Raw genomic sequence first — 20,815 nt, forward strand, 5'->3', positions numbered from 1 at the left:
AATCTTACAAGGAGATTATACTGTATCTTCCTTGTATCATCAAATCAAACTTCCGCTCGACATAGAAATATCTATTACATCTGATGATCCGGAACGCCTGGTAAGTGCATTTGTGGAGGAAATGAATCTTTCTGATCTTTATGAGACTTATGACAGAATCAGAAAGAATCAGGCCTCACCGCATCAGATGCTTAAGATTGTGATCTATGCTGCAATGAACAGAATCTATTCAAGTCGTGATATTGAGTCTGCCTGCAAGAGAGACATTAATTTCATGTACCTTCTAGACGGAGCGCCTGCTCCTGACCATTCCACCATCGCAAGATTTATATCAATTCATCTCTCACAGTGCGCCAAGCAGATCATGGCACAGGTAGGAACCATACTGCTGGAACTTGGTGAGATTTCAGGCGAAAACATCTTCATTGACGGAACCAAGATAGAGTCAGTAGCCAACAAGTATACCTTTGTATGGAAGAAAGCTGTATCAAAAAACATGATAAAGCTGACTGAAAAGATATGTGTTTTCTGTGCCGAATGTGAAGAACTCTATGGGATAAAAGTAGTCTATAACAACCAAATCTCATTACATACATTGAAACGGCTTAGGAAGAAGCTTTGTAAACTCAAGGATGATGAAGGGATTGAGTTTGTGCATGGTATTGGAAAAAGAAAGACTCCGCTCCAGCGTTCAATAGAAAAACTTGAAGAACACATAGAAAAGCTCAAAGAGTATAACCACAAGCTGTATGTATGCGGCACCAGAAACAGTTATTCAAAGACTGATACAGATGCAACATTCATGAGACTGAAGGAAGATGCTATGCTCAACGGCCAGCTTAAGCCAGCATATAACCTGCAACATGGAGTGGATTCAGAGTATGTCACATGGCTGGATGTATTCCCGGCTCCAACAGATACCATTACGCTGATCCCGTTCCTTAAAGACATGGAGGAACATCTTACATTCAAGTATAAAAATATCGTTGCTGATGCAGGCTATGAAAGTGAAGAGAATTATATATTTATCGAATCAAATGAGCAAACTGCATACATCAAGCCTCAGAATTATGAGCTTTCGAAAACAAGAAAGTTCCGGCATGACATTAGCAGACGCGAAAACATGGACTATGATCCTGAATCAGACAGCTACATATGTAGAAACGGCAAACAACTCACTGCAGTATCCAAAAGGACACAGAAAACAGCAACGGGATATCAGCGGGAAGTAACTATATACGAATGTAATAGTTGTGATAGCTGTCCTTACAAGAAAGACTGCATTAAAGGAAATAACTGCAAGACAGCGTTTGAAGATAGAAATAAGAGACTTTCCGTTTCAAGAAAAATGGAAGAAAAACGAGCAGAATGTCTTGAACGGATAACCAGCGATTACGGAACTCAGCTGAGAATGAACCGTAGTATTCAAGCGGAAGGATCCTTCGCAAATGTGAAAGAAGACATGAACTTCAGAAGATATCTGTATCGCGGAAAAGAAAATGTTCTTGCGCAGAGCATACTTCTTGCAATCGGCTATGACATAAATAAGCTGCATCACAAGATTGCTTCTGAGCGAACAGGAACACATCTGTTTGAATTGAAAAAAGCCTCATAATTTTTGATACTTCAAAACAGAACAGGCAACAATGCACCGATTAGTACATCGGCCTATTAAAGTACTCTATTTTTGACAACAGGAAAAATACCGACTTGTCAAATCCACAATTTATGGCATGGAAAAGGGGCTTCGCCCAGATGATTTAATCATCTAAAGCGACAGCCCCTTGGTTGATTCTTATATTTTTTTTACTGTATCTCGTATTACGAGGTGTGTTGGAAGTACTATCTGGTTAGGCGTTTTGATTTTTTTAAGCTGTTTTAGAAGTGTGTCAGCAGCAACAATTCCCTTTTGCTTTACATCCTGATGTACCGTGGTAAGAGCCGGCCTGTGAAGCTGACCAAGCATATTGTCATCAAAACCGGCAATGGAAATGTCTCCGGGAACTTGAATGCCTCTGTCGGCAAAAGCAGCCATTAATGTTACTGCGTAAAGATCTGATACACACATGATAGCAGTAAAATCCTTCGATTTTTGACAAATCTCATCCAAACTTTCCGGCAGATCTTTTGTATGTGGTCTGATACGAAGGAAATTAGATGGGCTGTAGCTTATCCTGGCATCCTTAAGAGCTTTTTTATACCCGTTCAGTCGGGCAAGATCGACACCATTGGTGTTATCTGAAAGAAATGCAATCTTTTTATGTCCCTGAGATATGAGATAGTTGACCATATCGTACGTGCCCTGTTCATCATCAAGTCCCACATTGGTAAAGTGCTTGAGTCCTTCAATACTGTAGGTATCAATGCAGACAATCGGCTTTTTGTATTTTTCGCTGACACGGATACCGTCATCATTGAGCATACCGAAAAGAATAAGACCATCCACATTCCAGGTAGAAACATGCCGCATTATTTCTGAAGTATCACTTGAAATATACAGCATCATGAAGTAGCCGGCGTTTCGTATGGTTTCCTCCACACCACCGATAAGTTCGGAAACGAATGGATCCATAATGAGGTTTTCATACTTGTCAGCACGGGCTTTAAGGGCAAGACCGATGATTTTTGATTCATTCTGGGCAAGGTTTCTGGCACTTATGTTTGGAACATAATCTACTTTGTTCAAAAAATCCTGCACGATCTTTTTTGTATCATCAGACACTTCACCGGTTTTTCCATGAATAACATTTGAAACGGTTGTAGTGCTCATATTTAGTTGCTTTGCGATTTCTTTAATAGTTATCATTTTTTTATTTTGGTCTTTACAAAGAAAAAAAGTTATTGTATCTTGTGTTCAAAATAACATGGCAGAGTATGTATTGTCAAAAAGAAAAATGTATGCAATTTAATTTTTGGTGGTACAAACTATGCCGAACTTGGCATAAATACGTGATTCTGGCGGTGTTACGTATTTTTTGTTTTTGGTTTTTGAAAAGGAGAATTATGAATAAACAATACAATAGGGTGTCATCTTCAAATGATGCAATTAGTAAACTTGATGGTGCAGTTAACATTTTGACTGGTATTAATATCCCGGATGATATACCTCATGGTGATATGCCGGGGGATAAAATAGAAATTGGTGAGAGCCATATTGCAAAAGCAAAAACAATTTTTCCTGTTCTTATTAAAGAATTAAAGGAAAAGATGACTTCAAATCCTTATAATCGTGCAGTTGTAGCAGTTTGTGGAGGATCAGGTGTAGGTAAGTCTGAAATTGCGTCACTACTGTCATATTTGTTGGAACAGGCAGGAATCGGTAGTTATACAATGTCCGGTGATAATTATCCACATAGGATTCCTATGTACAATGATGCTGAAAGACTTCATGTGTTCAGAGAAAGCGGCATTAGAGGGATGGTTGACGGAGGTGTCATGAACCCTGAAAATTTTGCAAAGGTCAAAGAATGGCAAATGGCTGAAGATGATGCCAATAAGGCACATGTAGAAACTGACACATGGTTCAGGTATTATGTTGAAGCCGGGGAAAAGGGACTTAACGATTACCTTGGAACTCCAAAGGAAACTGATTTTGAAGAAGTTGATCAGATCATGAAGGCATTTAAGGATGGAGCAGAAAAACTCTGGCTTAAGAGAATGGGAAGAGATGAGGCTTCTCTTTGGTATGATGAAGTAGATATGTCCTCCAAACAGGTTCTTATAGTGGAGTGGACACATGGAAACAGTGACTACATGACTCAGGTGGATATACCGGTTCTTTTGAACAGTACTCCACAGGAAACACTTGAACATAGAAGATCAAGAAACAGAGATGGCAAACTCGATAGTCCGTTTACGATGATGGTTCTTGAACTTGAACAGAATAAGCTTGTAAATCAGGCACATAAGGCTAAGATTATCATTACCAAGAGCGGTGAGATTATAAGCTATGAGCAGTTTCAGAAGCTTATGGCGTGATTGATGGAATGATATATTTGACAACATTCCAGGAAAGGAAATGATATGAGTAAATTTGTGGATAATGGGCCCATGCTTAATGCGTATCCTGATAGTATGGGTGGAAAGCTGTCTGATATTGTAAATGTTTTATCAAAAGATGCATTCAAGGATGTATTCCAATCTTTTTATATTCTTCCAAGTATCTTTAATACAGATTTAGACAGAGGCTTTTCTGTAATTGATTATGGTATAAATGAGCAGCTTGGCAGCAAGGAAGATATTGAGGCACTTAAGGCTTTGGGTATAAACCTAAAACTTGATTTTATTCTTAATCATGCGTCAGTGCTTTCGCCTCAATTTCAGGATCTTGTGAAAAATGGTGAGAAGTCAAAGTACGCTGACTTTTTCATTAACTGGAACAAATTCTGGGATGGTTATGGCGAGATGACCGATGAAGGCTATATTCAGCCTGACCAGAAATATATAAAGGACATGTTTTTTAGAAAACCCGGACTTCCTATTCTTATGGTCCGTATGCCGGATGGCAAGGATGTTCCCTACTGGAATACATTCTATCAGGAAGTGCAGTACAAACGTCCTGATGCGCAGGACCTGATGGAAAAGATGGATATTCAGTATCTTTCTGCACAGAGGCTGGCTGAGAGAGTCTGCGTTGGTTTAAATGAGGGAAAGAAACCTGCCGAGATCGATTATTCAGGTTTCGAAAAATATAAAGATAAAGTTGTTGATTATTTGGAGTCAGGGAGAAGATATCTTGGACAGATGGATCTTAACATTAAGTCTGATCTTGTCTGGGAGCATTACAGAAATACACTTAAGAGTCTTTCGGGTTATGGAGCAAGTATTGTTCGTCTTGATGCTTTTGCTTATGCACCAAAGGAGCCCGGTAAAAAGAACTTCTTAAATGAGCCTGATACTTGGGATGTACTTGAGAAAGTAAAAAAACTTGCTGATGAGTTCAATGTATCTCTTTTACCTGAAATTCATGCAAGTTACAGTGAGAAGATTTATGAGGTTGTAGCAGATAAGGGCTATATGACTTATGACTTCTTCCTTCCGGGTCTTCTTATTTATGCTATTGAGAGTAAATCAGGAACTCTCCTTAAGAAATGGGCAGATGAAATTCAGGAGAAAAAAATCCGCGTGGTTAATATGCTTGGTTGCCACGATGGTATTCCGCTTCTTGATCTTAAGGGAATTCTTCCTGAAGAAGATATTCAGAAAATGATTGATACAATTGTTGGACGTGGCGGATTTGTTAAGGATCTTCACGGTGCCAAGAATATGTACTATCAGGTAAATGCTACATATTACAGCGCTCTTGGCGATGATGACAAGAAAATGCTCTTTGCCAGAGCAATTCAGATGTTCATGCCGGGAAAACCGCAGGTTTGGTATCTTGATCTCTTTGCAGGAAAGAACGACCATGAAGCTGTAAAACGTGCAGGAGCAGGTGGACATAAGGAAATTAACAGAACGAATTTAACATTAGAACAGATTAATGAAGCCATGGAAAAAGATGTTGTTAAGAAACAGCTTGATCTGTTAAGATTCCGTAACACATGCCCTGCATTTGGATTTGATGCAAAGCTTGACGTAACCGTAGATGGAACAAAGATGAAGTTTGTTTGGGAAAACAACGGGGCAAAAGCGGTGCTAGATGCAGATTTTGCTGATTACAGTTATAGTATTTCTTGATTTAATTACCTTAGAATTCCAAGAAGAAGTCCGAACATAATAAGATGTTTGGACTTCTTTTTTAAATAGCTGATTTTGGATGTATTTGGTGTTAAACTAAATAGAAAGATACTAAATAACGTAAAAACATAGAGGGGATTCCATGAGAGCTAAAAAGATATTTTTCACTGCAAGAGAAGTTATCATCATGGTGATTTTTACAGTATATCTTTTTTCATATATTACGTTCTCAACCATGACCAACAAGAATTCTACAGAATATCTTTTAGCAGATCAGCATCTGATGATGTACTATGTTGATCAGCTGTTTTTTCTTGTGGGCCTGATTATCTTTTTTGTTATATGGGAAAAGCTAAAAAACGATGGATTTATGAATATATTGCTTAGAGCATCGGCCATACTGTTTTTGGCACTTGCAGCGATTATGATGTTTTACCCCAGCAGCTTTGCATTTTTGTATCTGGCTCCATTGGCAAATATTCAGATAGGTTTTATTGCAGGGGCTTTTAATTACTATATTTCAATGGCACTTTTTGGGGTTAAAAATCTTGGAAAGCTTGTGGCATGTGGGGCTGCTATGTCGTATCTTTTACAGTATATCACCCAGATACTTTCAGATAACAGGCTTTTGATTCTGCTATTTATTTTTGCCGGCGCAGGAATTATAGCTATTTTGGTAAAAAGATCCTGGGAGTGGGTGCTGGCTGATTGTATACCGACTTATGAGGATAGTAAACGGGGTACACTTGAGAGGAAAAGAAACAACGATAGCCTTAGGACTATAGTTATCATGTCTGTTTTGGCTATTTTACTTCTCACATATTATGACAGCATGCTCATAAGACTTATGGTGAATTCAAATCTTGAGTTTACAGCTTATTCATGGCCAAGGCTTTTTGCTATTGTCGGATATCTTATCATTGGAGTTGTGGGAGACTATAAGGATGGACGGTTTGTGAATATTACGTTGTTTGCTCTCATACTTTGGGTTGTTTTGTCTCCTGTTATTTTCATGGATAATCCGATGAGCAATCTTAATATGTGCATATTTTATGTTGTTGTCGGCGCGACCATGAGCTATTTGTATGTGATGTTTTGGAGTATAGCGCCTTTATCATCTCATCCTGCGCTTGTTGCGGGAACAGGCAGGGTAATAGACTGCGCAGCAGGTGTAGTATTCTCATTTCTGCCATGGGCAAAAATGTCCACAATGCAGATAATGTTGTTATCTGTGGCTGTTATTACGATTCTTTTCATAAATCTTGTGTATAGTGGTGACTTTGTACTTGGCAGGAATAGTGAAGTGATTAAAAGTAAGGATGAGACTTTAATAAATCAGAACTTAGGCACTGATATAAATAAGGAAGAAGGCACAGAAGATATTTTCATAAATAAGGAACGAAAAGAAATTGAGCTTATAGATTTAAACAGGAATAGCTCAAGATTAAGTGACGACAGTTCTGACGGCACACAAAATGTAGTGTTGGAACAAGATGAGACAAATGGTGACACAGTTGAAATAAAAGGTAAAAAACATAATGACACACTTGTCAGAATTATAGAGAGATACAGTCTGACTGCAAGAGAAGGGGAAGTTCTCGAGCAGTTGATCTTCACCGAAAAGTCCGGCCAGGAAATAGCAGATTCCTTATATATATCAAGAAGAGTATTACAGAGACACGTATCGATGATTTATGAAAAAACCGGTGTAAAGAGCCGTGTGGGGCTGTTCAGAGTTTATCACGATGAAAAGTCAGGCAAAAAAACTTAAAAAAACTGCTAAAGGCTTAAGCAGAACCTGGTAAAGGCAAAGACAGTGCAGAGAAATCTGCACTGTTTATTTTTGCTTAATTTTCTTTAAAAACATTTCAGAATTCCGAAAAGCCGCATATATATTGGTGATTTTTGCAGGGGTCGCAGATGCGACCTTATTTTCTTTTTGCAAATAATTCAAAATTTATTTTAGTTGGTGCGGAGCACTTGCTAAGGTATAGAGCAAAGCTGGTGTGAGTATCTTAAAACTACATAATACAGGAGGTTGTGTAATGAACAGAAAAATTCTTATGAGAGTAACAAAGACAATTATTGCAGCGGCGGTTGGCAGCGCCTTTGCTATTACAATGATTGCCGGAGTGAAAATTGATTCAAGTGCTCAGGGGCTTACCCAGACTACTGATGCAAGCAAAGTTGTTTATTCCAATGTTTCAGCTAGTGAAATTGAACTATTAAAGAGCATATTTGATTTTGATTACTATAAGACCCAAAACCCTGAACTTGTTGGTCTGTTGGGAGATAATTACAATGCACTTTTTGAGCATTTCTATAAATATGGATTATTTGAAGGCAGAACTTGCAATGCAAATTTTGACCCTGCTGCGTATGCATCGGCATATTCAGATCTAAAGAGTGCGTTCGGAACAGATATCCTTAGTTACTATAAACATTATGTCACAGAAGGAAAAAATGATCCAAACAGGCAAATTACTACATTAAAAGCATGTGCGGATAATGGGATTACTGTACAGGCTATTACTAATCCTGAAGTGAAGATTACGCCGCAACTTTACAGGGTGGCTGAGAAATTTGGCACTACGAATTATGCAGCAGTTTCAAACGTAGTTGAAAGAGCTATAGTAGAGGCGGCAGCAGTAGGTGGAACGGCTGTTATATCAAATGGTAATGAGAGTGTTGTTCTTACAGCGGATGATGTTGGATCTTCATCTTCAGATACATCAAACAATGAATCGAGCAAAGCTGATACATCAAACAATGAATCGAGCAAAGCTGATACATCAAACAATGAATCGAGCAAAGCTGATACATCAAACAATGAATCAAGTAAAACTGATACATCAAACAATGAATCAAGCAAAACTGATGAATCAACAAAAGATGAAACAACGAATAATGAAACAATTCCTAACGCTTCAGAGAATACAGATAATACAGAGGCGGGTGATTCAGGAAATACTTCACCTGCTGAAACGCCTTCAGACAGCGGAACAGATACTTCTGGTAGTGGAGACACAGATAATGGTGGTTCAACAGGTGGAAAGGTAATAGATAATTATACAATCGTAAAAACTATTTCTCTTTCAAATTCAGATAGTTCATGGCCAAACGATGGATTTGATATATTGATCTTTAAAGGTAGTAGTGCAGGATATGGGGCTTGGAATTATACCAGTAGTTGGTCGTCTGAAAGTGGAAACGTGAATGAATACGTGTTAAAAGAAAAAACAGATGATTATGACTATGATGGTGAAACTACCAGAAGTGATACTGATGATTCTATGGGAACTCAGATTGCATATATACCTGTTTACGTAATGGACGCAAGCAGTTCTACTGACACATATGAGGAAGGTACTCCCAGAATAATAACAGGAGCTGAGGAAGAATTAAGTAATTCATTTGAAAAAGAAGAAACTTTAGGAGGAACAGCAGAAAAAGTAACTATTACTGATACATCTGATGGAGAATCGTATAGTTATGACATGATAATTGATAAGAGCGGAACTACTGATACAGCATATAATGTTGGAGTAAGCTTTGGTGAAGGCACCAATGATGATCAGGTTGAAGTTTCAGTCGCGATTGAAAGCGAGGATGGAGAATTTTCTTTAGTTGATGACTATATTATAGATGCTGAGAGTACAGCTGAAGATGGAGAGTAATATTTTTTATAAAATTCATTTAGCTACAATAGGAAGAGAATATCTGATTTGTAGATGGTAAATTTGCCATTAACAAAGCGGCTTGCACGCCTTGACTGTAATTGAGCGTGTAAGCCGTTTTTTTATAGCATTTTACTATTTTATCAAGCAGAAAAGATTTTTGTGTCTGCCATGCGAAAATATATAAAAGAGATTTCAAAAGAGGACTATGAGGAAGGTTTTGACAAATATATTTTTCCCAAAGACAAATACATGTATAAATGCTAGAATATCATCTGTATCACGAAAATAACAAAACAGAGGAATTATGGATATGAATAAAGATTGGGGACAGCTTTTTTACTCTCATATACTGCAAAGGGGGAAGGAATATTATAAAAGCGGGAAAGTCAAAGGTTTTATTCAGAAAAAAGACTCATGCATGGCAAGGGTTTTAGGAACTCATGTGTATAATGTTTCCATAAATAAAATAAATGCTGACTATCCTCAATTGAGTTGTAACTGTGCTTATGCTAAAGGCGGCGAAAATTGCAAGCATGAAGCAGCAGTTCTTTTTTTTCTTCACGGTCTTGAAAAAAATGTCAAAAAAGAAGGATATGAATTAAGAAGCGCTGCAGGGAATACGTATTTTAATGTAGCAAAAATATTTGAACAATATGACGTTGAAGAGGAAGATATAGAAGAAGCAAGAGAACTGATAGATAGTAGGGAACTTACTTTATCAAGTGCTAACACATGCTACATCAAATCATATATGGGTGATGAATTTGCGGCAGAATTTAAGGGTAAGCTTGAAGGAAATCGTTCGTACCCTGTTGATGTAAGAGTTATGTTTTCGAAAGACAGGATGATTTCTACTGACTGTTATGCTGAACATAAAAATCGAAGATACTATGGTTACTATGCATATGACCATTTGTGTGAGCATAAGATTGCTCTTTTGTTACTTGCTGATGAATACATAGCAAAATATAATCCCGGTGATGAAACTGATTTTCGTGGGAATCAGATACTTAAATCATATCGTAAAATTACTGCTATTCAGAAAATCGAAGATACTGTCTCTAAGTCTCAAAATGTTATTTTGGAGCCAAGGCTGATTATAAATAGTGGTAGAAATGCAGTATATCCATTATCAATTTCTTTTAAAGTGGGAATCGAGAAGTTATATATTCTGAAAAATATTCCGGAGCTTATAAATGCAAAAGAGACCGGTGGAGGGTATAAGCTTAGTAAAACAGCAATGATTTCATTTATGGAGAATGATTTTGATGACGAGTCCATGAAATTATATAAAATCATTGAAAAAGCTAAGGCAAATGCAGATTATCTTGTTGATAAGATGGCAAATTCCAGATTTTATTACAGCAAATCCGATTTACAGGTAAAAGAAAAAGTGGATCTTTCCCCGGACGTGCTTGATACATTTTACGATGCTTCTTATGGGAGAACTGTAGAACTTACAGGAAGTGACAAGGCATCGAAAGTTAAGATAACTGATGGAAGAATAAAGATATTTGTTCATATTAAACAGCTGAGTGAGGAAAAAGAAAAATTTTCAGGATTGCTTGTCACAGCGGGGCTTCCTGTAGTTATGAAAGGGAAAAGTTATGAATATATTCTTGATGAAGACAGAGGAGTCTTTTCAAGAATAACAGATACATCACCTATAGTGAAATCTCTTATGGACAATGCTGATGAAACAGGAAATCTTTCTTTTACTATCGGGAAAAAGAGTCTGTCTGAATTTTATTACAGATTTTTGCCTGAACTTATGGACTGTCCTGAAATTGAGGTGGTTGAAAATGTGTCATCTCAATACGAACAGTTTTTGCCACCTGAATGTCAGATTACATATTATCTTGATGCTGATGAGGAAAAAATAACAGGAAAAGTTACGGCAAAATATGATGACGAAGAAATTGAGCTTCATCAGCTAAGAGATGAAGATTTTCCTTTACCGGAATCAAGAGATATTGATTTTGAGCAAGGTGCCGTAAAAACTCTTTTGAAATATCTGCCGGATACGGATATAAAAGAGAATGTTTTTTTCTGCGAAAAATCCGGCGATAATACCTTTGAAATCTTAAGTGAAGGCCTTAAGGATTTGATGGCTGTAGGTGAGGTTAAGACCAGCAAGGATTTTGACAGATTAAAGATTAGAAAGGCGCCTACTGTAAGACTTGGAGTTTCAGTTGAAAGTGGTATTTTGAATCTTGATGTTTCAACGGACGACATGAGCGAAGAGGAACTTTTAGAGCTTCTTGAAAGCTATCGCAAAAAGAAAAAGTTCTTTAGGCTGCGTAATGGCGAATTCATTAAGCTTGAGTCTGACGATACATTGGAAGAACTTACTGCAACTATGCAGGCAATGGGAATTACCGCTAAAGAGTTTACAAAGGGTAAACTTCATCTTCCTGCATATAGAGCCATTTATATCAATAAACTGCTCGAAGAACATGATGAAATAGCTTCTGACAGGGACTCCAATTTTAAAGCTCTTGTAAGAAATTTTAATTCGGTTAAAGAGAGTGATATAGAGGTTCCCGAGAGTCTTTCCAAGGTGCTTAGAGGCTATCAGACCTATGGATTTAAGTGGTTGTCGATGCTTTCTGACCTTGGATTTGGAGGAATACTTGCAGATGATATGGGACTTGGCAAGACGTTGCAGGTTATTACATTATTGTTAAGTAAAAGCCGGATTGCCAAAAAAGAAAAGAAGAAAATAAAGTCATTAATCGTGTGCCCGGCATCGCTTGTATATAACTGGGAAGAAGAATTTAAACGTTTTGCGCCTGAAATGGATGTCAAAACTGTGACAGGAACCCAAACAGAGAGAAAAAAAATACTGTCTTCTAAAAAACTACCGGAGGTATTTGTTACATCATACGATCTTTTAAAGAGAGATATTGGATCATATGAGGAGATTGATTTTGATTTTGAAATCATAGATGAGGCACAGTTCATAAAAAATGCTTCGGCAGCTGCCTCTAAATCAGTTAAGGTCATAAATGCAGTACACAGATTTGCACTTACCGGTACTCCTATCGAAAACAGACTTAGCGAGCTTTGGAGTATATTTGACTATCTGATGCCCGGATTTCTTTATACCTATGACAGGTTTAAGAGCGATTTCGAGACTGCAATAACCAGGTATAAAGACGAAGAGGTTACAAAGCAGTTAAAGAATATGGTTGGCCCATTTATCCTGAGAAGGTTAAAAGAGAATGTACTAAAAGATCTTCCTGAAAAAATGGAAGAGATCAGATTCTCAAGATTTGACTCCGCTCAAAGAAAGTTGTACGACGCTCAGGTTACGCATATGAAAAAAGTTCTTGAGAGTGAAGATTATAAGTCCGGGAAGGACAGGTTAAAGGTACTTGCAGAGCTTACTAAGATAAGGCAGATATGCTGCGATCCTGAACTTATTACGGCAGGATATAAGGGAGAATCTGCAAAACGCGCTTCATGCCTTGAACTTGTACAGAGCGCGATAGATGGCGGACATAAGATACTTCTTTTTTCACAGTTCACATCTATGTTTGAGCTATTAGAAAAAGATTTTATGGCAGCAGGGATAGAGTTTTATAAGATTACAGGACAAACTTCAAAAGAAGAGAGAATAAAGCTTGTGCATGCATTCAATGAAAATGAAGTTCCGTTGTTTCTGATATCACTGAAAGCCGGAGGAACCGGACTTAATCTGACCGGAGCAGATGTTGTGATCCATTATGATCCATGGTGGAATCTTGCAGCTCAAAATCAGGCTACCGACAGAGCTCACAGAATTGGACAGACCAGGAAAGTGTCCGTGTTCAAGCTTATTGTTAAAGATACAATAGAAGAAAAAATAATCGAGATGCAAAATGCAAAGAAAGACCTTGCAGATGCGATATTAAGTGGAGAGAGCGAATCACTTATGAATCTTTCCAAAGAACAGTTAATTGAACTTTTGGGTTAAAATATAATGAATCCATCAATGAAATTATTATTTCACAGGTGGATTTATTTTTTTGAAATAAATAATCACAAACCCAGCAGCTATGCGGAATGCAGGCTTCGGGGGATTTCACAGAATGTTCAAAAATATTTTCATAAAAAACTATTTACAGACCAGAACCATTATGATATTTTATCAATCGTTGTTTAAATCTGCTCCGATGGAGCAAGGATGATACGGGCAGTGTGTCTAATTCACTGTAAGTACTATTTAAAATCTGGTGTCATCCAATTCTCATTAACGCTAAATATATAAGGGAGTCTAAATCGCAATCGGTAAAGTTTCTATGCTTGCTTGGACAATGGAATTTTACGCTCTGCTTTGCTTTTTTTCGATGAGATCTTCCGTTACGGTCTTACTGCGGAATAAGGCATATCTTTTTTTCTTATATATTTAGCGGATTATCAAAAAATGTAAATAATGGAGGTTCTATTCTGTATATGAGTTCGGATAGAGAAAGAGAGAGACTTGATTGGCATTCAGGCTTTGATGGCGGTTTAAATCTTAGCTTCATGAAATATAAAAAATATATCTATATTGAGAGAGAACATCCCCTATCAAAAGAGCCTTTGATGATAGATTTTTTGGTCATAAAGAAAAATGATGATATAGTAATAAACAATGCTGTGGGCTTGGATTTTTTAAAGTATAATATAATTGAGTATAAGAATCCTAATGATGAATTAAATATTGATGTTTTATATAAAGTTATAGCGTATGCTTGTTTATATAAAAGTTTCGGGGATAGTGTTGATTCCATAAAAGATAGTGAGCTAACTATTTCTATATTTAGGACGAGAAAACCCAAAAAATTGCTTAAGCAATTAGTATTAAGAGGAAAAACTGTAAAGCAGAAAAGACCCGGAGTTTACAATGTTATCGGGATAATAGATATTCCTCTGAATATTATTGTAATGGGAGAGCTAAAAGATAAGGAACTTCTTGCATTCAGCATAATGACTCATAATGCGGATGAAGAAATGGTTAAGCTTTTCCTTAAAGAAACCAGGAAATTTAAAGAAAGTGGAGCAAGGCATTATGCTGACGCAGTGCTTCAAATAAGTGCTGGCGCAAATAAGGAACTGTATAGGAAATTGAGAGGTGAACAAGATATGTGCGAAGCGTTAAAAGAGATAATGGCTGAAGATTTTAAAGAAGCAGAAGCAAAAGGTGAAGAGAAAGGAATAGAGAAAGGAATAGACCTTCGCGATAAAGAAAAAATAACTGAGATGCTCAATTTGGGCAGAAGCCCAAAAGAAATAGCTGATTTTTGCAAATACCCGATGGAACAAGTTATGCAAGTTTATAACAGTTTGAAAAAATAATGAATATTTGGAGGATATGCGATGAAAAAACTAGGCTTTGGAACAATGAGACTGCCACTTTTTAATTCTGATGATCCGACATCGATTGACATTGAGCAGACCAAAAGAATGGTAGATTTGTTCTTGGATAGAGGTTTTACATATTTTGATACTGCATATCCTTATCACGGTGAAAAGTCCGAGGAAGCTGTGAAGGAAGCTCTGGTTAAGCGCTATCCGAGAGAAAGTTTTGTGCTGGCTGATAAGATGCCAATTCTTCGTGTGAAAAAAACTGAAGATTACCAGATGTTTTTTGATGAACAGATAAGACGGTGCGGCGTAGATTATTTTGACTATTATCTTCTTCATAATCTGGGAAGAGACAGATACATAAATACAGAAAAATTCGGCGGTTTTCCATTTATTGAGAAACTAAAAAAAGATGGTTTTGCCCGTAACATAGGGTTTTCTTATCATGACAATGCTGAAACGTTGGATAAAATATTAACCGAGCATCCGGAAGTCGATTTTGTCCAGTTGCAGATTAATTATCTTGATTGGGAAAGCCAGGTCGCTCAGTCAGGCGCCTGCTATGAAGTTGCTAAAAAACATGGCAAGAAAGTAATGGTAATGGAACCGGTAAAAGGCGGAACATTGGCAAAACTTCCGGACAAAGCGATGAAGCTTTTTAATGATTACTACGAAAAGCAGAATTTTCCTGTACCGACACCTGCCTCTTTGGCTGTAAGGTATGCGGCATCATTAGACAATGTAAAAATTGTACTTAGTGGTATGAGCAATATTGAGCAGCTTGACAATAACACGTCGTACATGCAGAATTTTAAGCCTTTTTCCGAAGGTGAAAAGAAACTTGTTAAGGATATTACAGATGTTCTTAACAGTACGATCAAGGTTCCCTGCACTGCTTGCAAATATTGTCTTGAGGAATGTCCTAAAAACATAAATATTCCCGACTATTTTGGGCTTTTGAATTTATATGCGGTTACAGGAAAAACAACGGGAATGTATTACGAGAGATTTTCGATGAACCACGGAAAGGCGTCAGAGTGCTTGAAATGTGGTAAATGTGAAAATATTTGTCCGCAACATATAAGCATCAGAAGATTTCTTGATGATTTTGTGGATTTATATGAGAAAAAATGAAAAAAAGTGGATATCTTCAGTAAAGAAGTAGCATACTGATAATATAAAAGAAAAAAGTTTTTGGAGGATAGGAAAATGGCAGAAGAAACAATGAATGATTTTAAAGATGAAATCGACAGATCATTTAGAAAAGTAAAAGAGGGAGATATCCTTGAGGGGACTGTTATTGATATTTCTGAAACAGAGATTACGCTTGATCTTAAATATTATACGCAGGGAGTCATCAAGGTATCGGACATGAGTGACGACCCTAAATTCTCCATCCACAGGGATGTGAAAATCGGTGATGAAATATCAGCTACAGTAATAAGTACAGATGACGGAAACGGAAATATTCTTTTATCAAAAAAAGAAGCAAATCAGATTATTTCCTGGGACAAGATAAAAGAAATAGCTGATGCTGATTCCTACGTTGACGTAAAGGTATCAGAAGCGGTAAAAAGCGGATGTGTAGCATTTTTAGAGGGAATAAGGGGATTTATTCCTGCATCTAAGCTTGACCTTCAGTTTGTTGAAGAAGATAAGCTTTCAGATTATGTAGGAAAAACACTTAAGGTAAAGGTTATTACAGCGGATAAGGAAAATAATAAGCTTGTTTTATCTGCAAGAGAATATCTTAGGGAACAGGCAGATGCCAAGAGAGCAGAAATGATTTCCAATGTTGAAGTCGGACTTGTGACAGAGGGAGTTGTGGAAAGCCTCCAGAATTATGGCGCGTTTGTAAATCTTGGCAACGGAATGACAGGTCTGGTTCACATCTCACAGATATGCAATCAGAGAATTGCACATCCTTCTTCAGTTCTTAAAGTTGGGCAGAAGGTTAAGGTAAAGGTTACAGCAATAAAGGACGGTAAACTCAGCCTTAGCATGAAAGCACTGGAAGAAATCGCGGCTACTGAGATTACAGAAGAAAAAATTGAGTTTGAAAGTGACGGAGAAGCCACTACTTCATTAGGTGATCTTTTGAAAAAAGCAGGATTTTAATCTTCCGGTTGTCCTGGGGATTTCGGGCTCTTAATGTGAATATTGAAATTTATAGAAAATTTACTGTAAATTATCACAAAAATAGACGATAATATATAGAGACTGTTTTTGTAGTCACATTGAATTTGGTCAGTGTTTCTGGAAAGGAGATATGACATGGAAGGCATGAATACTCAGGATATGCTAGGTGGACAGGACTTATCTACTGCTAATGTTGATGATCTTATAGCAGCTATGAAAGCCGAGGAGGGAGCAGCTATGGCGGCTGAACAGCCGGCAGAGGAAACTCTAAAGCCAAAGCGCACGCATAAGAAGGTGGATCAGCAGCCGGTGGAAGACCTGCCTGATCTTGAAGCCATGCTTGCAGCAGGAAGTCAGAATACGGTTGAGGAGCCTGCTAAAATGCCAACTATGGAAGAAACACCGGTACCGGAAGTAGTGCCTGTTGAAGAAATTCCGGTGGCGACAGAAGCACCGGTGACAGAAGTGCCGGTAGAAGAAATACCGGAAGCAGAAGCAACATTGGATGCAGATATGGCAGCAATGATGGCGGCAATGAATGAAGCGCCGGTGACAGAGACACCGGCTGTAGAGGCGGCGCCAGCAGCAGAAGCACCGGTAGAAGAAACACCTGTAGCAGAGGCAGCGCCGGATGCGGATATGGCAGCAATGATGGTGGCAATGAATGAAGCACCGGCAGCAGAAACACCGGCTGTAGAAGCAGCGCCAGCAGCAGAAGTGCTGGTAGAAGCACCTGTAGCAGAGGCAGCGCCGGATGCGGATATGGCGGCTATGATGGCGGCAATGAATGAAATGCCAGCAGCAGAAACACCTGCTGTAGAAACAGCGCCAGCAGCAGAAGTGCCGGTAGAAGCACCTGTAGCAGAGGCAGCGCCGGATGCGGATATGGCGGCTATGATGGCGGCAATGAATGAAATGCCGGTGGCAGAGACACCGGGTGTAGAGGCAGCGCCAGCAGCAGAAGCACCGGTAGAAGAAGCACCTGTAACAGAGACAGCACCTGATGCAGATATGGCAGCGATGATGGCGGCAATGAATGAAATGCCGGCAGCAGAAACACCGGCTGAAGAAACAGCGCCAGCAGCAGAAGTTCCGGTAGAAGAAGCACCTGTAACAGAGACAGCACCTGATGCAGATATGGCAGCGATGATGGCGGCAATGAATGAAGCACCGGCAGCAGAAACACCGGCTGTAGAGGCAGTTTCAGCAGCCGAAGCGCCTGTAGAAGAACAGACACCGACACAGGATGTAGAAGCAATGATGGCGGCTATGGCAGCAGCTGAGACTGCACAAGATGTAGATTTAATGTTAAATGCAATGAATACAGAGGAAGTGCCTGCTCCTGTTGAAACCACAAGTGCAGAAGCAAGTCCTGAAGATATAGATCCTGTGATGGCAGCAATGATGGCTGATGCAACTGCAGCAGAAGCAGTACAGCCGGCTGATATTCCGGTCATGGATGAAGCTCTTGTAGAAGAGCCATCAGTAGAAGAAATACCGGCAGAGGAAACACCGGTAGAAGAGGCTCCGGCACCGGATACAGATATGATGGCAATGATGGCGGCTTTGGAGGGGACACCGACTGAAGAACCTGCTGTAGAAATGCCTGTTATGGATGAGAATCCGGCTGAAAATTTAGATACGATGTTAAATGCAGAAGTTGAGGCTATGGCTGAAACACCTGTGGAAATGCCGGAAGAAGAGCCGGCCATAGAGGAAGCACCTGTAGAGGTGCCGGAAGAAGGGACAGTTATGGAGGAAGTACCTGTAGAGATGCAGGAAGAAAGTCCGGCTATGGAGGAAACACCTGTAGATGTGCAGGAAGAAGAGCCGGCTATGGAGGAGGAACCAGTAGAAATGTCAGAAGAAATGTCAGCTATTGAAGAAATACCTGCAGAAATGCCAGCTACGGAAGAAAATTCAACAGATGCACCGGCAGATGTAGATTCTGAGGCAGTAGCTATGATGACTGCAGAGCAGGCGGCAGCACCTATCGATTTAGAGGATACAGGAGATCAGGTATCAGCAGAGATGGATATGTCAGTTGCTGCAGATGCTATGGAAGGTGCGGTAGAGGATATCGAAGAATTCCTTAATTCTGAAGATTATGAGTACTTCACAGTTAAGTCAGGAGATATGGCGACCATCGTAATAAAGATGGCTGATGGAAGTACCATGGCAATCATGTATGAATGTAATGAATTTGATGCTTTGGAGTTGGCTTTTAACAAGGAAGGAAAGGCTGCATACAAAGACATTATGAATGTTTTTGTTAAGGAAACTATTAAAGCTGGAGGCGCAGCATGTATGACAAGGCATAAAGGCAGTAAAGTCGTTGCCAAATGATGCTGAGCAAGGAAACTATTTGGAGAAAACGATAGATTAACCAATAAAGCTATGATATGATAAAAGAGTAATTCTTAAACGTTTTTAAGAATTGCTCTTTTTTTACATACAATAGTTTAACAAGTCAGGAGGGAGAAGAAATGTCAAAAACAGCAATTATTACCGGCGGCTCAAGAGGAATTGGCGAAGCTATGTCTCTTAAGCTTGGTGAGATGGGCTACAATGTGGTAATCAACTACAGAAGTGAGTCATCTAAGGTTTTATCCGACAACATTGCGGAGAAAATCCAAAAGGACTATGGTGTTGAAACACTTGTAGTTAAGGCTGATGTCAGCAAATACGAAGATTGTGAAAATCTTGTAAAAGCGGCTGTCGATAAGTTTGGGGAAAACATAGATGTGCTTATTAACAATGCCGGAATTACTAATAACTGTAATTGGATTGATATTAAGAGAGAACAGTATGAAGCAGTTATTAACACCAATCTTATGAGCTTTTTACATATGACTCATCTTGTTCTTCCACATATGGTTAACCATAGCAGTAAAGATAATCAGTGCTGTATAGTAAATACTTCATCTGTAGGGGGACTTACAGGAGTTATCAATCAGGCAGATTACTGTGCTTCCAAGTCAGGTATCATTGGACTCACAAGAGCCTTGGCTCTTGAATTTGCGGGAAAGGGAGTCAGAGTTAATGCCATTGCTCCGGGAATGATAATGACTGATATGCTTAGGGGAGTTAATCAGGATGAGTTAAATGCTTTGGCAGCTACAATTCCGCAGGGATTTATCGGCGACGTGTCAGACATTGCCGGTGCTATGGAATATATCCTTACTGCACCATATGTAACAGGTCAGATTATTTCTCCAAACGGTGGATTTGTTTTACAGTAAGCGATATCCAAAATGTTAATTACAGAACAGATAATAGAATTGATTATAGTTACGAAGGCTTGCGCAGGTTGCGTAAGCCTTCTTGCATTAGAAATTTAATATGATTATCAATATCGATTTTATAGTATATAGTATATAGCCGTAGGTTTTTGCACTGTCCGCCATCCTTGACTGAACCTGATGGAAACGCAACATCTACTTTGCTGACGTTGAAGATGATGAGAACAGTAGTCTTTCATTTACCATTGTAGCCATCATTGTAGCGTTTTCATCAGAACCGTAAAGGGTAGGCACTTTCGGCGTGGATTGGGGATGGTGCCTTGGACTCTAAATCCGAGAACATTAGGGCATTCATAATTGAAATTCTCGGATAAATGGACGCCATGGGTAAGAAAAGCAAATAGTAGCTTTTTACCCGTGAAAAAATGAATGTCAAGGGTAAAGAAAGAAAAAAACAGCTTTTTACCCGTGAAAAAATGAGTGCCAAGGGTAAGAAAAGAAAATGACAGCTTTTTACCCGTGAAAAAATGAGTGCCAAGGGTAAGAAAAGCAAATAGCAGCTTTTTACCCACGAATAAACGGATGTAACGGGTAAAGAAAGCAAATATTAATTTTTTACCCATGATTATTGAATAAACTACTACCTATAGAGTGGACACATACCAATTCACTTTAGACCCACTTTCATGTGGTAATACCCATTTAAAATACAGCCTAAAATCTGTTTTATACATTTTTTTGAAG

General features: G+C 38.6%; 12 protein-coding genes. 11 read left to right on the forward strand and 1 reads right to left on the reverse strand.

Annotation, left to right across the window (positions count from 1 at the left end):
* Position 1: 1 nt before the first annotated feature.
* Positions 2–1,615, forward strand: coding sequence for an IS1182 family transposase (locus J6O61_RS06280; RefSeq protein ID WP_292210920.1), 1,614 nt, complete (start codon positions 2–4; stop codon positions 1,613–1,615).
* A 180-nt stretch (positions 1,616–1,795) separates the two neighbouring features.
* Here J6O61_RS06280 and J6O61_RS06285 read toward each other — a convergent pair whose 3' ends face one another.
* Positions 1,796–2,806 carry a LacI family DNA-binding transcriptional regulator gene (locus J6O61_RS06285; protein ID WP_292210921.1) on the reverse strand — a complete coding sequence of 337 codons (1,011 nt, stop codon included), beginning with the start codon at positions 2,804–2,806 and terminating at the stop codon, positions 1,796–1,798.
* Positions 2,807–3,003: 197 nt separating this feature from the next.
* Here J6O61_RS06285 and J6O61_RS06290 point away from each other — a divergent pair, with 197 nt between their 5' ends.
* The 10 genes from J6O61_RS06290 (at position 3,004) to J6O61_RS06335 (ending at position 20,071) form a co-directional block, all read left to right on the forward strand.
* Positions 3,004–3,978 (forward strand): adenylylsulfate kinase, encoded by a 975-nt coding sequence (locus J6O61_RS06290; protein ID WP_292210924.1) that lies wholly within the window; start codon positions 3,004–3,006, stop codon positions 3,976–3,978.
* A gap of 45 nt (positions 3,979–4,023) precedes the next feature.
* On the forward strand, positions 4,024–5,679 hold the full coding sequence (locus tag J6O61_RS06295; RefSeq protein ID WP_292210926.1) for an alpha-amylase family glycosyl hydrolase: 1,656 nt from the start codon (positions 4,024–4,026) through the stop codon (positions 5,677–5,679).
* Between the two features lie 142 nt (positions 5,680–5,821).
* On the forward strand, positions 5,822–7,450 hold the full coding sequence (locus J6O61_RS06300; protein WP_292210928.1) for a helix-turn-helix domain-containing protein: 1,629 nt from the start codon (positions 5,822–5,824) through the stop codon (positions 7,448–7,450).
* Between the two features lie 274 nt (positions 7,451–7,724).
* Entirely contained in the window at positions 7,725–9,356 is a 1,632-nt protein-coding gene (locus tag J6O61_RS06305) for a hypothetical protein (RefSeq protein ID WP_292210930.1), read from the forward strand.
* A 313-nt stretch (positions 9,357–9,669) separates the two neighbouring features.
* Positions 9,670–13,317, forward strand: a complete 3,648-nt coding sequence (locus tag J6O61_RS06310) for a DEAD/DEAH box helicase (RefSeq protein WP_292210958.1) — start codon at positions 9,670–9,672, stop codon at positions 13,315–13,317.
* A gap of 479 nt (positions 13,318–13,796) precedes the next feature.
* Positions 13,797–14,681, forward strand: coding sequence for a hypothetical protein (locus J6O61_RS06315; RefSeq protein ID WP_292210961.1), 885 nt, complete (start codon positions 13,797–13,799; stop codon positions 14,679–14,681).
* Between the two features lie 21 nt (positions 14,682–14,702).
* On the forward strand, positions 14,703–15,824 hold the full coding sequence (locus J6O61_RS06320) for an aldo/keto reductase (protein ID WP_292210962.1): 1,122 nt from the start codon (positions 14,703–14,705) through the stop codon (positions 15,822–15,824).
* 75 nt (positions 15,825–15,899) lie between these two features.
* A complete protein-coding gene (locus tag J6O61_RS06325) occupies positions 15,900–16,808 on the forward strand; it encodes a S1 RNA-binding domain-containing protein (RefSeq protein WP_292210963.1) in 909 nt (302 codons plus the stop codon).
* 156 nt (positions 16,809–16,964) lie between these two features.
* Positions 16,965–19,175: a hypothetical protein gene (locus tag J6O61_RS06330; protein WP_292210965.1), complete on the forward strand. Its 2,211-nt coding sequence runs from the start codon at positions 16,965–16,967 to the stop codon at positions 19,173–19,175.
* A gap of 140 nt (positions 19,176–19,315) precedes the next feature.
* Positions 19,316–20,071 (forward strand): SDR family NAD(P)-dependent oxidoreductase, encoded by a 756-nt coding sequence (locus J6O61_RS06335; RefSeq protein WP_292210966.1) that lies wholly within the window; start codon positions 19,316–19,318, stop codon positions 20,069–20,071.
* Positions 20,072–20,815: the final 744 nt, after the last annotated feature.

Source organism: Butyrivibrio sp. (assembly GCF_017635265.1).
Taxonomy (GTDB): Bacteria; Bacillota; Clostridia; order Lachnospirales; family Lachnospiraceae; genus Butyrivibrio.